This is a genomic window from Streptomyces sp. NPDC001750 (assembly GCF_042892615.1).
Classification (GTDB): Bacteria; Actinomycetota; Actinomycetes; order Streptomycetales; family Streptomycetaceae; genus Streptomyces.
On the sequence record NZ_JBIAUE010000033.1, the window covers coordinates 1 to 14,883 of the forward strand.

A 14,883-nucleotide genomic window follows, 5' to 3' on the forward strand; every position below is an offset into this window, starting at 1 on the left:
TCAATGGGGTCTCCCCTGCTCGAACAAGGCTGAGAGCTTGGGGAAGCACCGGACGACGCTCCTTCCGGGCAAACCTTGCCGGTCACGGCACTAGTGCCGCATCAGCTTCGAAAGTTCTGTTCCCGAATCAGCGGAAGTTGGCCGAAAGGGCGCAGACACTGAGATGTCCACACCCTTTCGACGCGGTCCACTGATCCATCACATCCTCGAGCCAAGGCCTCCGACCGGCCGGCCGACCGGCTCGTCGCGGCCCTGCGCCCACAGCGAGCGGACGTGGCCGAGGTGGCGCAGCATGCACGCCTCGGCCGCCCCGGCATCACCGGTGAGCATGACGTCGAGCAGCTCGACGTGCTCCTCTGCCGAGGAGACCAGCTTGCCGGCCTCGTCCAGGCCGGTCAGACCGTAGAGGCGGGAGTGCTTGCGCAGGTCGCCGACGGTCTCGACGAGGCGGTCGTTGCCCGCGAGGCCGAGCAGGGTGAGGTGGAAGCGCCGGTCCGCCTCCAGGTAGCCGATGAGGTTGTGTTCGCGGGCGCTGGTGACGATCTCCTCGGCGATGGGGCGCAGGGCCTCCAGCTGATCCGCCGTGGCGATCTTCGTGATCCGGCCGATGGTGGGGACCTCGATCATCGTGCGCAGTTCGGTGTACTGATCGAGGTCGCGCTCGCTGACCTCGGTGATGCGGAACCCCTTGTTGCGGACCGGCTCGACCAGGCCCTCCCGCGCGAGGTCGAGCATGGCCTCGCGGACGGGGGTGGCAGAGACGCCGAGCTCGGCGGCGAGGCCGGGCGCCGAGTAGACGCTGCCCGGGCGCAGTTCGCCCGCTATCAGGGCCGCACGGAGGGCGTGGCCGACCTGGTCGCGGAGTCGTTCCTGGGCCTTGATGAGACTGCGCTGTTTCAGGTCGCCCATTACTTCCTCCGAAAGCCCTCACCACCAGCCGACGTGCAGGGCCCAGCGTACAATGTCACGTTTCTCTGTGAGCCTCGGCGGCCTCGAAGAGTGCGACCGCCACGGCGAGATCCTCCCAGGCCATGCCCACGCTCTTGAAGAACTGTGGACAACTTCGCGCCCCGCCCGCCGGGATCCTCCCGTGCACGAGGTCGGCGAGGGTGCCGGTGATGTGGCCGGGCCCGATCGCCCCCTCCGCCTGCGGGACCAGCAGGTCCCCGGCCTCCCGCAGTGCCGCTGTCCGCGACTCCACGTACACCGCCGCCCGTCGCACGAGGGCGGTATCCGTCTCCCGGGCGGACGGTTCGTGCGAGCCGACGGCAACGACCACCGCGCCCGGCCGCACCAGCCGCCCGTCGAAGAGCGGCTCCCGGGCGGTGGTGCAGCAGACGACCAGATCCGCGCCGGCCACCTCCCCCGCCCCGCCCCTCCGGGCGCGCACGCCCAGGCCCTCGGCGTGCGCGACGAGCCTTCCCGCCCGCCCCGGGTCCCGGGCGACGACGACCACCTGTTCCAACGCGCGCTCCGCGAGCACGGCTTCGAGGTGTCCGTACGCCTGCGGTCCGGAGCCGAAGAGCACCAGCCGCAGCGACCGCCCGGTCGGCGCCAGGTGGCGCAACGCGAGCGACGAGACCGCAGGGGTGCGCAGGGCGGTGAGGACCTCCCCGTCGAGCAGGGCGAGCGGGCGCAGGGTGGGGCCGTCGAGCAGGAGGTAGCTCCCGGTGATCCGGGGCAGACCGCGGGCCGCGTTGCCGGGCACGACCCCCGCGATCTTCACCCCGGCGTACGTCCCGGAGGCGGCCGGCATCAGCAGCAGTTCTCCGGCGGGGACGGGAATCGCGGTGCGCTGCGGGCAGGCCTCCGGGTCGAGCCCGCCGCGCAGGGCCTCGGCCAGGGCATCGGCCGCGGCGGCCGGGGTGAGCAGCCCGGCCAGCTCCTGCGGGCCGAGCTGCGGGATCCCGGTCACAGCAGGAAGCCGACGCCGAGGGCGTCGTGCGGGTCGACGGTGAAGGCATGCTCGCCTGTGCGGTAGGCGGTGCCGGTGACCTCGGTGACCCCGCCGGGCAGGATCCGCCCGGTGAAGACGGTGCCGGTGACCGACTCGTGCAGCAGGTCCTCGCCGGGGCCGAGCCGCCCGTCCTCGGCCAGCAGCGCGAGCCGCGCGGAGGTGCCGGAGCCGCAGGGCGAGCGGTCGACCTGCCCGTCGGCGAAGACGGTGACGTTGCGCTGGTGCGGCCCGGAGGGGGTGTCGGGAAGTTCCTCGTGGAGGATCACCCCGTAGACGCCGGAGAGCAGCGGCCCGTCCGGGTGCCAGGTGGCCGGGTGGGTGGCCAGCGCGGACCTGATCTCCCGTCCGGCCCGCACCAGGTCGGGCAGGGCGGCGCGGGAGACCTCCAGACCGAGGTCGCGGGCGGCGACGGAGGCGTAGCAGGCCCCGGCGTGCGCGATGTCCGCCTCGGCGAGGCCGAGCGTGGTGGCGACGGGCACCTTGCGGGCGCCCACCCGGGCCGGGACATTGCGGAAGGTGACCCCGGTGGTGCGGCCGGAGTCGCGGTGGACGGTGGCGGTGACCCGCCCGGAGGGGACATCGATGCGGACCTGGGCGTCCCCGTCGTCCGGGGCGGCGACCCGGCCGCTGTCCACCGCCCAGGCCCCGAGGGCCATGGTGCCGTGTCCGCAGGCGGTGGAGTAGCCGTCCTTGTGCCAGAACAGCACCCCGAAGTGGGCGCCGTCGTCGTCGGGCGGGACCACGAACCCGCCGTACATCCCGGCGTGTCCGCGCGGCTCCTGCACCAGGAGCCGTCGTATGTCGTCCAGTGCGCCGCGGCGCGGGGCGGCCGCGGATCCGCCGGGTCCCACGGCGGTGGCGCAGCGCTCGGCGACCGTGTCGCCGGGGATGGGCGGGAGTGCCCCGGCGACGATCCTGAAGGGCTCGCCCGCGGTGTGGTAGTCCACGGTTCGGACAGTGGTGGTCACAGGAAGAACCCTCCCGGGAAGGGGTCGGCGGGGTCGAGGAAGTACTGGGCGGTGCCGGTGATCCAGGCCCGGCCGGTGACGGTGGGGACGACCGCGGAGTGCCCGCCGACAGTCGCCTCCCCGATCAGGCGGCCGGTGAATTCGGTACCGATGAAGGACTCGTTGACGAAGTCGGCGCCGAGGTCCAGCAGGCCGCGTGCGTGCAGCTGGGCCATGCGCGCGCTGGTGCCGGTCCCGCAGGGCGAGCGGTCGAACCATCCGGGGTGGATGGCCATGGCGTGCCGGGAGCGGCGGGCGTCGGAGCCGGGTGCGGCGAGGTAGACGTGCTTGACCCCGGCGATGGAGGGGTTCTCGGGGTGGACGGGCCGGTCGGCGGAGGCGTTGACGGCATCCATGACGGCGAGTCCGGCGGCCAGCAGGTCGTCCTTGCGGGCCCGGTCGAAGGGCAGCCCGAGGGCGTCGAGTTCGACGAAGGCGTAGAAGTTGCCGCCGTAGGCGAGGTCGTAGGTGACCGTGCCGAAGCCGGGGACCTCGGCCTTGAGGTCGAGCCCCGCGCAGTAGGAGGAGACGTTGGTCAGGGTGACGGCGGTGGCCGCCCCGTCCTCGACGCGGACGTCGACGGTCACGAGCCCGGCCGGGGTGTCGAGCCGGACGGTGGTGACGGGTTCGGTGACCGGCACCATGCCGGTCTCGACCAGGACCGTGGCGACCCCGATGGTGCCGTGCCCGCACATGGGGAGCAGCCCGGACACCTCGATGTAGAGGACTCCGAAGTCGGCGTCGGGGCGGGTGGGCGGCTGCAGGACGGCGCCGCTCATCGCGGAGTGGCCGCGCGGCTCGTACATGAGCAGCGTGCGGATGTGGTCCATGTGCTCCATGAAGTGGAGCCTCTTGTCGGCCATGGTGGCGCCGGGGATCGCCCCGACTCCCCCGGTGATCACCCGGGTCGGCATGCCCTCGGTGTGCGAGTCCACCGCGTGGTAGATGTGGCGGGTGCGCATTGCGTTCCCTTCCCTCCCCTTCGGGTTCCCCGTGGGGGCTAGTTGAGGCCCTCGGCCAGGACTTTCTCGGTCGCGGTGCGGACGGCGGCCTCGGTTTCCCCGGTGAGCGGGAAGCGCGGCGGCCGGGTGGCGCCGCCTGGCCGGCCGGCCAGGTCCATGGAGAGCTTGATGGCCTGCACGAACTCGGTCTTCGAGTCCCAGCGGAGCAGGGGGTGCAGGGACTTGTAGAGCGGCAGGGCGGTGGCGAGGTCTCCCGCGACGGCGGCCCGGTACAGGGTGGCGCAGGCCCCGGGGAGGGCGTTCGGGTAGCCGGCGATCCAACCGACCGCGCCGGCGAGGGCGAATTCGAGCAGGACGTCGTCGCCGCCGATGAGCAGGTCCAGGCCGGGGGCGCGTTCGGCGATCTCGTAGGCGCGGCGCACGTCGCCGCTGAACTCCTTCACGGCGACGATGGAGCCATCGGCGTGGAGCCGGGCGAGCACGGACGGGACGAGGTCGACCTTGGTGTCGATGGGGTTGTTGTACGCGACGACGGGCAGCCCGGCCCGGGCGACCTCGGCGTAGTGGGCGCGGACGGCGTCCTCGTCGGCCCGGAAGGCGTTGGGGGGCAGGAGGAGGACGGAGCCGGCCCCTGCCTCGGCCGCCTGGTCGGCCCAGCGGCGGGCCTCGGCGCTGCCGTAGGCGGCGACGCCGGGCATGACGCGGGCTCCGTCGCCGGCGGCCTCGACAGCGGTGCGCACGACGCGTGCCCGCTCCTCATCGGTGAGGGTCTGGTACTCGCCGAGGGACCCGTTGGGGACCACGCCGTCGCAGCCGTGGGCGATCAGCCAGGCCACGTGTTCGGCGTACGCGTCGTAGTCGACGCCGAGGTCCTCACGCAGCGGGAGCGTGGTGGCGACCATGATTCCGTGCCAGGGGCGGGTGCGGGTGTCGACGGTGGGCGCGGGGGTGTGTCCGTGGGTCATGAGAGAACTCCTACAGTACGGTGTGACATTTTACTAGTGGTTGCGGCACGGCCGCACGGGTCCGGCGGACCCGATCAGCCGTCCGCCGGGGGAAGTTCGGCCAGGTGGCGCAGCGGGACCGGGCAGGACAGCGGCCGCCGGTCGGGCGCGGGCCCGGTTCCGGCGAGGGCGGCGACGGCGGGGCCGCACATCCGGCCCTGGCACCAGCCCATGCCGGCCCGGGTGAGGAGCTTGACCGTACGGGCGTCCCGCGCCGCGAGCTCTTCCGCCGCCCGGCGGACCGGTCCGGCCTCCACCTCCTCGCACCGGCACACGACGGCGTCGTCCGGGAGCCAGCCGGTCCAGGCGGGGCCGGGCCGGTGGGCGGCCGACATCGCGGCGGCGAAGGCACGCAGTCGCGAGCGGCGCCGGGCGAGCGCGGCGGGCACCGGCCGGCCGGCGACCGCGTGCGCGGCGATCTCCCCCTCGGTCAGGGCGAGCTGGACGCCGCCGATGCCGCCGGTCTCCCCGGCGGCCCAGATGCCGGGGACGGACGTGCGCTGCCCGGCGTCCAGCTCCAGGGCGACGGTGCCGTCGGGGTCGCGGCGGGTGGCGCAGCCGAGGCCGGTGGCGAGTTCCAGCTGCGGCACGAGGCCGTGGCCCACGGCGAGGGCGTCGCAGGGGATCCGGCGGGAGGCACCGGGCAGCGGGCGCCAGTCGCGGTCGAGCCGGGTCACGGTGACGGCCTCCACCCGGTCGGTGCCGTGGGCCTCGGTGACGGCGTGTCGGGTGAGGAGGCGGATGCCGTGGCGCAGCAGGGCGCCGCCGAACAGGGCTCCCTCGGCCAGCTTGCCGGGATTGCGCAGCAGGGCGGGCGCCCGGCCGGCGTAGCTGCTGTAGGCCGACGCCTCGACCACGGCCGGGACCGTGGCCCCGGCGGCGGCGAGCGAGCCCGCCACGGCGAGCAGCAGCGGGCCGCTCCCGGCGACGACGACACGGCGGCCCGGCAGCACCAGGCCGCCCTTGAGCATGGCCTGGGCGCCGCCGGCGCCGACCACCCCGGGCAGGGTCCAGCCGGGGAAGGGGAGTTGGCGTTCGTGGGCGCCGGTGGCGATCAGGACGGCGCGGGCGGTGACGGTCGCGGCGGTCTCCTCGGGGCCCTGCCCGGCGACGGCGTGCAGCAGCCAGCGGCCGTGGCCGGCGCCGTCGCCACCCGGGACCACGGTCCAGACGTGGTGGCCCGGGAGGTACGTGATCCGGCCGGCCGACACGTAGGCGCGCACGGCGGCTTCGCGGGCGGCGAAGGCGGCCCAGCCGTGGTGCAGCGCCTCGGGCCGGGCTGCGCCCAGGCCCGGCGCGGGCCGCCGGTAGTACTGCCCGCCGGGCCGCTCCCCGGCGTCGAGGAGGGCGACGCGCAGCCCGTGCCCGGCGGCGGTGACGGCGGCAGCGAGCCCGGCGGGCCCGGCCCCGACGACGGCGAGGTCGGCGGGCGGCTCCGCTTCAGACGGCCAGGTCGTCATGGCCCGTTCCTTCCTGGGTGGTGACGGCGTCGCCCGGGCGGGCGGGGACCAGGCAGGCACGCTGGTTGGGGCGCCCGTTGACGGTGACGAGGCAGTCGTAGCAGCTGCCGATGCCGCAGAACGCGCCGCGCGGGGCGCCGCCCTCGCGGGTGGTGCGCCAGGCGAGGATCCCGGCGGCCCACAGCACGGCGGCGATGCTCTGCCCCTCCTGCGCGGGCAGTTCGCGGCCGTCGAAGGAGATCCGGTGGACCGCGCGCGGGGCGCCGCCGACCAGGGAGCGGGGTGTCGGGGTCATCGGCCGTTCTCCTTCAGGGTCTCGGCGGGGAACCGGTCCGGCCGGAACGGGCCGGGCGGGAGTGGGGGTTCGGCTCCTGTCAGGGCGGCGGCGATCAGGGCTCCGGTGGCAGGGGCCAGGCCGATGCCGGCGCCCTCGTGCCCGCAGGCGTGCAGCAGGCCGGGGCGGCGCGGGTCGGGGCCGATGGCCGGGAGGTGGTCGGGGAGGTAGGGGCGGAAGCCGTGGTAGGTCCGCATCACGCGGACGTCGGCGAGCACCGGGAAGAGGGCTGCGGCCTGGGCGGCCAGTCGGCGCAGCACCTCGGTGGACAGGGAGCGGTCGAAACCGACGCGCTCGCGGCTGGCGCCGATCAGGACCGGGCCGGAGGGGGTGCCCTCGACGACCGCCGAGGACTGGAGCGCGGCGGAGCCGCTGGCCACGTCCGCGATGTAGTCGGCGGCGTAGACCTTGTGCCGTACCACCCGGGGCAGCGGCTCGGTCACCAGGACGAAGCCGCGCCGCGGCAGCACGGGCAGGCTCGTCCCGGCGAGTTCGGCGACAGCGCCCGCCCAGGTGCCGGCGGCGTTGACCACGGCGGGGGCGAGCAGGCGGCGGCGCGGGGTGCGGACCCCGCACACCGCCTCGCCGGAGCGCACGAATCCGGTCACCTCCTCCCCCGGGTACACGGTGGCGCCCGACGCGGCCAGCAGCCGGGCCGCCGCCTGCGCGGGCTGGACCTGGGCGTCCTGCGGGTAGTGGAAGGCGCCCGCCAGGCCGGGGGCCAGGTGCGGTTCCAGCCCTGGCAGGTCGACCGGCCCCGCCTCGGCGGCTTCGACGCCGGCCTTGCCCTGGCTTTCGGCGAAGTGGCGCAGGGCGTCGAGCGAAGCCGGGTCGGGGGCGACGACGAGGCCGCCCTTGGCCTCGTACTCGATCTCCCGCGGGAGGAGGGCCGCGAGTTCGCGCCACAGCCCGGCCGAGTACAGGGCGAGGTCGAGCTCCGGGCCGGGCTCCTTGTCGGAGACGAGCAGGTTGCCCTCGCCGGCGCCGGTGGTGCCGCCGGCGACCGGGCCGCGGTCGACCACGGCCACGGTGAGTCCGGCGCGGGCGGCGTAGTAGGCGCAGGCCGCTCCGACGACGCCTGCGCCGATGATCACGGTGTCCACGGAGTGTCTGGTGAGCACGCCAGTAATATGTCACATTCTTTAGGGCTTGCCCAGGGCGGACCCGCCTCCGTTCCGGGGCGGGTCCGTCAGGGCCGGAATCCGGTGCGGATCAGCTGCAGAGCGGGCCCTCGCAGCTGTAACTCGACGTCCAGGCAACCTTGTTGGTCCAGGCGGTGTCCTGGTTGCCCGGGTGGACGCCGAGGTAGTCGGCGGAGAGAGCGGCGAGGACGGCGCCGGCCCAGGCGGGGTCGAGGTTCGCGGCGGGGACCCCGAAGGAGAAGGCTGCGGTCGCCGCGGTGGCGGCCGGGCCGGCGGCGGTCCCCGATTCCGCGGCCCGCGTGGTGGCCTGCCCGGCGGTGACGAGGAGGGCCACGGCGACGGCGGAGGCGAGGAGAGACGAGCGCACGGCTCTGTGCTTGAACACCGAGAACTCCTGGCTGGAGAGGGTGAGGTGGGGGGTGGTGCGGTAACCGCCCTGCGTCACGCGGCGTTTGACAGGGATCAACATGCCGCGGTGTGAGCTGTAACATAGTAATGTGAAATTGCACTGCCAATACCTGTGCGCCCACCAGTTCACGACTTCTCGAGGGAGCCTCCGTGACCGACACCTCCTCCCGCCTCCACATCGGCAGCCACGACCTGCCGGTGTCACCGGAGTTGTCCAGATTCATGGCGGGGAACTGGACCCCGTCCCCGCTGCCGGACACGGCGCGGGTCCCCGGCCACGACCTCACCCCGGCTCGCCGGGCCCGGCTCTCGGCCCGCTTCCCGGGCGAGCGGCTGATCGTTCCGGCCGGTGAGCTGAAGGTCCGTTCCAATGACTGCGACCACCGCTTCCGCCCGCACAGCGCGTACGCCTGGCTGACCGGGCTGACCGGCGAGGACCAGGTGGGCCACGTCCTGGTCATGGAGCCGTCGGGGCCGCACGGACACGAGGCGGTCCTCTACCTGCGGCCGCGCTCGCCGCGGGCGGACGGGAACAAGGAGTTCTACCGGGACCGCCGCTACGGGGAGTTCTGGGTGGGCCGCCGCCCCGACCTGGCGGAGGCCGAGCGCCTCACCGGCATCCGCTGCGCCCACCTGGACGCACTCGGCTCACCGGTGGGCCGCGACGCCGCCACCGACGCCGAACTGGCCGCCGCCCTGTCCGAGTTGCGCCTGGTCAAGGACGCGTGGGAGGTCGGCCAGCTGCAACTGGCCGTCGACCACACGGCCGCCGGTTTCGAGGACGTCGTACGGGCGCTGCCGCGCGCCTTGGAGCACCCGCGCGGGGAGCGGTGGATCGAGGGGGTCTTCGGCCTGCGCGCCCGGGCCGAGGGCAACGGCACCGGGTACGACACCATCGCCGCCTCCGGCGCGCACGCGTGCGTCCTGCACTGGATCCGCAACGACGGCCGCCTGAACGGGGAGGACCTGCTGCTCCTGGACGCGGGCGTGGAGACCGACACCCTGTACACGGCCGACATCACGCGCACCCTGCCGCTGTCGGGCCGCTTCTCCCCGGTACAGCGGCAGGTCTACGAACTGGTCCTCGCCGCCCAGGACGCGGGGATGGCCGCCCTGCGGCCCGGGGCGAGCTTCCGCGACTTCCATCGGGCCGGCATGCGGGTGATCGCGGAGGGCCTCGCGGAGTGGGGTGTCCTCAAGAACGCGGAGGGCGAGCTGTATCGGCGGTACACGCTGTGCAGCAGCGGTCACATGCTCGGCCTGGACGTCCACGACTGCGCGAAGGCCCGGTCGGAGACCTACCTGGACGGCGTCCTGGAGGAGGGCCAGGTCCTCACGGTGGAGCCCGGCCTCTACCTCCAGCCGGACGACGAGACCCTCCCGGCCGAGCTGCGCGGGATCGGCGTGCGCATCGAGGACGACCTGGTCGTCACCGCGGACGGCGCCCGTCTGATGTCGGGCGCCCTCCCGCGCACGGCCGACGGGATCGAGGAGTGGATGGGGCACCTGCTGGACTCCGCCGCGGGCTGATCCCGGGGCCGGGGTCGGTCCTGGGGGCCTGGTCCGCCACCGCCCCCCTGACCGATCGATCGATCACATGGTGAAGGCGGGAACCATCCACGGCCGCCCTTCCGTCGGGCGGCCGGCCCGGCGGTGGGCAGGCCCGTCGCCGACCGAGGGCCGGGGACGGGTCGCGGCCTCCACGGCGCGAGCTGTTTGTCTGCCCGTACCGCAAGGGCAGGGCCGTCAAAGCGCCTCGTCATCCCATTGGCCCAGGAGATCGTCGCCCATGGCGTGACCGGGCTCGGCCGCACCGTCGCGCAGCGATTGCTCGGCCCAGATGACCTTGCCGTGGTCGGTGTACCGGGTGCCCCAGCATCGGGCGAACTGGGCGATGAGGAACAGGCCGCGCCCGCCCTCGTCCGTGGTGGCCGCCCGGCGCAGATGCGGAGAGGTGCTGCTGCCGTCGGAAACCTCGCAGAGCAGGATGTTACGGTCGTGCAGCAGGCGAAGCCGGACGGGGGCAGCGCCGTAGCGGATGGCATTGGTGACCAGCTCGCTGACGATCAACTCGGTGGTGAAGGCGGCCTGGTCCAGGCCCCAGGTCTCCAGTCGGCGGGCGCAGGCGGAGCGGAGGGGAGCTACGGCTGTGGGGCCGCCCGTCACGTCCCACTCGGCGACTTGCTCGGGGTCCAGCATCCGGGTGCGAGCCACCAGAAGGGCGACGTCGTCGCCGGGGCGGGTGGGCAGCAGGGCGTCGATCACCGTCCGGCAGGTCTGTTCCGGAGTGTGATCTCGATGGGCGAGGGCCTCCCGCAGAAGTTCGAGGCCGGTGTCGAGGTCGCGGTCACGGCTTTCGACGAGTCCGTCGGTGAAGAGGGCGAGCCTGGTGCCGGCGGGCAGGTGCAGCTCCGCGCTTTCGATCGGCAGGCCGGTGCTGAGGCCGAGGGGCGGAGAGACCGGAATGTCGGGGAAGGTGACGGTGCCGTCGAGGTGGACGAGGGCAGGGCCCAGGTGACCGGCCCGGGCCACGACACACCGGCCGGAGACAGGGTCGTAGATCGCGTACAGGCAGGTGGCGCCGGTGATGGCGGCGCCGTTGCCTTCGGCGGCCTGCTCCTGGTCGATGCGGGCGACGAGCTCGTCGAGGTGACCGAGCAGTTCGTCGGGTGACAGGTCGAGCGCGGAGAAGTTGTGGGTGGCGGTGCGCAGGCGGCCCATGGTGGCGGCGGCGTGCAAGCCGTGGCCGACGACGTCGCCGACCACCAGGGCCACCCGGGCACCGGGCAGCGGGATGACGTCGAACCAGTCGCCGCCCACCCCGGCCTGGGCCGGCAAATAGCGGTACGCGACCTCGACGGCGGATTGCTCGGGCAGCTCGCGGGGCAGCAGGCTGCGCTGCAAGGTGACGGCCATCGTGTGCTCACGGGTGTAACGGCGGGCGTTGTCGATGCACACGGCCGCGCGGGCGGCCAGCTCCTCGGCGAAGGACAGGTCGTCCTCATCGAAGGGCTGGTTCTCCGAACGCCAGAAGTCGACCGCCCCCAGCACGATCCCGCGCGCCTGCAACGGTACCGAGACCAGGGAATGGATGCCGTACTCCAGGATCCTCCGAGAGCGTTCCGGGTCCTGGGCACGCCAGCCCTCGGAAGCAGCCAGGTCGGGTTCGAGCATCGTACGACCTGCTGCCAGACCAGCGGCTATGGGGTTCGTGGGCACGAACCGGATCAGCTCGCCGACCGGGAAGAGGGGCTGGTCGTCGCGGATGCCGCGGACGGCGGTGCGGCGCATTTCGGTGCTCGGGCCGTCCGGCTCCTCGCCTCGCAGGACGGGGTCCCGAAGCTCGACGGTGACGAAGTCGGCGAACCGGGGGACGGCCACTTCGGCCAGCTCCTCGGCGGTTCGTACCACGTCCAGCGTGGTGCCGATCCGGATCCCCGCGTCATACAGCAGCTTCAGACGCGCCCGCGCCACCTCCGCCCGGCTCGTCACGGCACGCAGCTCGGTGGTGTCACGCAGCGTGGCCACGCTGCCCGCCCGGCCGCCATCGCCGACGGGTCGCAGGTTGACGGCCAGCAGCCGTTCCTCCGCGAGGTGAACCTCGTCGGTGGCCGTCCGCCCGGAGGCCAGCAGTCCGGCAATGTCCGGCGCCAGGCCCAGGTCGGTGACATGGAGCCGCTCCGCGTCCGCGGGCAGGTCCAGCAGCCGCCGCGCCTCGTCATTGGCCAGCAGTAGCCGCCCGTCCCCTGCGGTGATCAGCACCCCCTCCCGAACCGCGTGCAGCACCGCGTCATGGTGCTCGTACATCCGGGTCATCTCGATCGGGTCGAGCCCCCGGGTCTGGCGCCGCAGCCGCGCGCTCACCAACGCGGACCCGCTACCGGCCAGAACGAGCGCGCCTCCGGCGCCGCCGAAGAGCACGGGCAGCTGCCGCTCCACCGTCTTGTTCACGTTCTTGACCGTGATCTCGGGAGTCACAATGCCGGCGACCGAGCCGTCGGGCCGGAACACGGGGACCGCCGCGTACACAGACAGCCCCAGGGGGTCCACGACGATATGCGTGAAAGCCTTGCCGTGCGCGGCCTCCTTGTACGGGCCGACATAGTGCTTCCCGATCAGATGCGGGTCACGGTGGGTGAGACGGATGCCGCTTGTTGTGGCCACGACCAGGTTGTCGAGGTTGGACCGTTGCTCAGCTTTCTGGGCAAGTGGCTGAAGCACCGCGGTGGGATTGGGGCCGTCGAGCGCCTTCACGATCCCCGGAGAGTTGGCGAACGCCTCGCCGGCGGCAAGCACCTCGCTGCGGGCCGCCTCCGTGCCCTGGCGCCGGGCCTGGAACACCAGCGCCCCCAGTGCTGCGACGACCATGATCCCCACCACCGCCAGCTGCAGCAGGAACACCTGGCCCGCGACACTCCGTACGCGCAGCAGTGAGCGCCAGCGCCGCCTCCGCGAACGGCGCGGGGCTCCCCGTTCATCCCCGGAGCGAGCACTCCGCACATGCAACTGTCGAAAAAATGACAGTACATCCATACTTTCCATGCTCTATCGGCGGGTAACAGCTGGCACGCTGTACAGCCGGGGAGCGGAGGGCGGCCACGACCGCTGCCGTCTGTCGGGGTACGAGCGCGAAGCCGAGCCTTCGTCGACATCGCCGGCGTCTTCGCCGTACGGGGCGTACGTGGACGGTCCCGACGACGTGGCGAGGCGCCGTGCCAGGCGTCGCGGGCCTCAAGGACCAGGGAGAACCCGACCACCGCGCCGGGACTTCGCCATACCCAAGAGACAGAAGACGCCTCGAACGTCCAGCAGTCGATGATCAGAGACGTCTCGTCATCGCACCCGAAACAGCGCGGCCAGGTTCTCGCCCATGCCACCCGAGGCTCTCCGGAGATCCGCGGCGGAAGCCGCCCTCGTGGCTCGCGGGTCGCCGGCTGATTGATCGAGGGGGCTTGTCGAGGTGATTCGGTGGCCGGCCGACGTGGCTATTGGGTTCTGATGGCGGTGAGTGAGTTGGGCTTCGCGGCGCGGCGGGCGGGCCAGAGTGCGGCCGAGGACGCCGATGGTTGCGGCGAGGGCGAGTGCGAGGGCGATGCGGCCCCAGGGGAGGACCAGTCCGTAGGTGTGCATGTCGGTGGCGAGTCCTCCGGCCCAGCCGAGGAAGACACCCAGGACGGTCATGGCCATCAGTCCGTAGAGGATATTGAGCAACGCGCTGATGTTGCCGGCGATGGTGGCGGAGACGTCCTGCTTGCTCCTGACGAGGATCGCCGGGCTGTCGCCCAGGGCCTTGGCGATCGACTGCTTGCCGGTGTGGCTGGGACCGCCTGTGGTCCTCACCAGGATCTGGCGGGAGTTGAGGGCGTCCAGGTGGGGGGCGAGGGTGTGGGTGTCGGTGATGATGCCCCGCAGGAGGTCCGTGCCCTGGTAGATCCCGGAGACGGTCCACTCGGCGCGTTTGCCGTCCTGGTAGGTCACCGGAAGCGTGGTGCCTTTGTGCCACTGGAGCAGTACAGGGCCGAAGCGCCGTATGGCGTCGGCTGGGCTCACCCACCACCTTCCGTGACCGCTTCAAACGCACCACCGGCGTCAGCCCGCAGACCTACCGACGCACAGTCAGTTGAACCAGTGACTCGGAGCCTCCGTCGATCCGGCCTTGGTGTATCGGCACAGCCGTTGGCGCTGAGAACGATCATGGTCCGGTCGGCGCGAAGGCGCCGATGCGGTTCTCGTAGGCCCCGTTCTCGTATAGCTGTGGAGAATGGGCATGTAGCGCTGAGTGATGCTCGGGGCTGCGTTCATCGTGAGGGTCGACAGTTCGACGGGTGGCGGTAGCAGTCGTTCCACTTCAAACTTGTCCGGTCCCGGTGAAGGTGAGCCACTCCGCCTGGCCTGAGCCATCTGCCTCCACAAGGAACTGGCGACAGCTGAATGCACCGTCGCCCGTCCCGCCCGGATCCCCGTCCGAGGCGCCCGGCGAGGCACTGCGCCGCGGGGTCGCCACCGGTCGCGGGCGGCGCTGCTGGGATACTCGATCACAGGGGACGTCGGCGCGCAGATCCTGCCACTCCTGTACGGACAGGGAAGCAACGGCGAGAGTGTTCTTCTGGATGTCGTGGTCAGACCTCTCGGGGACGATGCAGATGTCGCCTCCTGCTGGCCCGGCCTTTCGAAAGGCACCCCGCCGATCTTGCCGAGCTGCATGGCGGACGCCTCATCGTCTGGTCCGAACTGAGGCCCGGAGACCGCTTCGACGAGTCCCGCGTCAGGTCACTCACCGGCGGAGACCGGATCAAGGCCCGAAGGATGTGGCAGGACTTCTTCAGTTTCGCCCCCTATCCACAACACTGTGGCTGCTCGGCAACCACCGCCCCGAGGTCGGCACCGGCGGCTACGCGTTCTGGCGCCGGGTCAGGCTGATCCCGTTCGAGTGATGTTCACGGACAGTCGGAAGGTCGACAATCTCGCCGACTTTCTGGTCGCTGAAGAAGGGCCCGGCATTCTGCACTGGCTCGTGACCGGAGCGCGCGGCTATCTGAACGGCGCTCGCGACCTGAACGGCCCCCGAGAACTGCGCGCCGATGCCCGCCGTCCCCCGAGCCGTTACGC

At 72.6% G+C, this 14,883-nt stretch carries 12 protein-coding genes and 1 pseudogene; 2 read left to right on the forward strand and 11 right to left on the reverse strand.

What is annotated here, in order from left to right:
• Positions 1-198 precede the first annotated feature (198 nt).
• From ACFYY6_RS32830 to ACFYY6_RS32870, 9 genes are all read right to left on the reverse strand, one after another.
• Positions 199-909, reverse strand: coding sequence for a GntR family transcriptional regulator (locus ACFYY6_RS32830; RefSeq protein ID WP_351523862.1), 711 nt, complete (start codon positions 907-909; stop codon positions 199-201).
• Positions 910-964: 55 nt separating this feature from the next.
• Complete coding sequence (locus tag ACFYY6_RS32835) at positions 965-1,915, reverse strand: ornithine cyclodeaminase family protein (protein WP_388651718.1); 951 nt, start codon at positions 1,913-1,915, stop codon at positions 965-967.
• Entirely contained in the window at positions 1,912-2,925 is a 1,014-nt protein-coding gene (locus ACFYY6_RS32840; protein ID WP_351523858.1) for a proline racemase family protein, read from the reverse strand. The genes ACFYY6_RS32835 and ACFYY6_RS32840 overlap by 4 nt, the downstream gene beginning before the upstream one ends.
• On the reverse strand, positions 2,922-3,926 hold the full coding sequence (locus ACFYY6_RS32845) for a proline racemase family protein (protein ID WP_351523856.1): 1,005 nt from the start codon (positions 3,924-3,926) through the stop codon (positions 2,922-2,924). The genes ACFYY6_RS32840 and ACFYY6_RS32845 overlap by 4 nt, the downstream gene beginning before the upstream one ends.
• Positions 3,927-3,964: 38 nt before the next feature.
• Complete coding sequence (locus ACFYY6_RS32850) at positions 3,965-4,891, reverse strand: dihydrodipicolinate synthase family protein (protein ID WP_351523855.1); 927 nt, start codon at positions 4,889-4,891, stop codon at positions 3,965-3,967.
• 74 nt (positions 4,892-4,965) lie between these two features.
• Entirely contained in the window at positions 4,966-6,390 is a 1,425-nt protein-coding gene (locus tag ACFYY6_RS32855) for an NAD(P)/FAD-dependent oxidoreductase (protein ID WP_388651721.1), read from the reverse strand.
• Positions 6,371-6,685: a (2Fe-2S)-binding protein gene (locus ACFYY6_RS32860; protein WP_073786115.1), complete on the reverse strand. Its 315-nt coding sequence runs from the start codon at positions 6,683-6,685 to the stop codon at positions 6,371-6,373. The genes ACFYY6_RS32855 and ACFYY6_RS32860 overlap by 20 nt, the downstream gene beginning before the upstream one ends.
• Complete coding sequence (locus tag ACFYY6_RS32865; RefSeq protein WP_360112730.1) at positions 6,682-7,845, reverse strand: FAD-binding oxidoreductase; 1,164 nt, start codon at positions 7,843-7,845, stop codon at positions 6,682-6,684. Before ACFYY6_RS32865 ends, ACFYY6_RS32860 begins: the two co-directional genes overlap by 4 nt.
• A 91-nt stretch (positions 7,846-7,936) precedes the next feature.
• Positions 7,937-8,335 carry a hypothetical protein gene (locus ACFYY6_RS32870; protein ID WP_389197020.1) on the reverse strand — a complete coding sequence of 133 codons (399 nt, stop codon included), beginning with the start codon at positions 8,333-8,335 and terminating at the stop codon, positions 7,937-7,939.
• A gap of 89 nt (positions 8,336-8,424) precedes the next feature.
• Between ACFYY6_RS32870 and ACFYY6_RS32875 the strand changes: the two genes are divergently transcribed.
• Positions 8,425-9,804 (forward strand): aminopeptidase P family protein, encoded by a 1,380-nt coding sequence (locus ACFYY6_RS32875; protein WP_389197022.1) that lies wholly within the window; start codon positions 8,425-8,427, stop codon positions 9,802-9,804.
• Between the two features lie 216 nt (positions 9,805-10,020).
• Here the strand turns inward: ACFYY6_RS32875 and ACFYY6_RS32880 are convergent, their stop codons facing one another.
• Positions 10,021-12,807, reverse strand: a complete 2,787-nt coding sequence (locus ACFYY6_RS32880) for a SpoIIE family protein phosphatase (RefSeq protein WP_389197024.1) — start codon at positions 12,805-12,807, stop codon at positions 10,021-10,023.
• A gap of 300 nt (positions 12,808-13,107) precedes the next feature.
• Positions 13,108-13,824, reverse strand: coding sequence for a hypothetical protein (locus tag ACFYY6_RS32885; RefSeq protein WP_389197026.1), 717 nt, complete (start codon positions 13,822-13,824; stop codon positions 13,108-13,110).
• A gap of 469 nt (positions 13,825-14,293) precedes the next feature.
• Between ACFYY6_RS32885 and ACFYY6_RS32890 the strand changes: the two are divergent.
• A pseudogene (locus ACFYY6_RS32890) lies at positions 14,294-14,851 on the forward strand (phage/plasmid primase, P4 family); the annotation flags it as partial.
• Positions 14,852-14,883 lie beyond the last annotated feature (32 nt).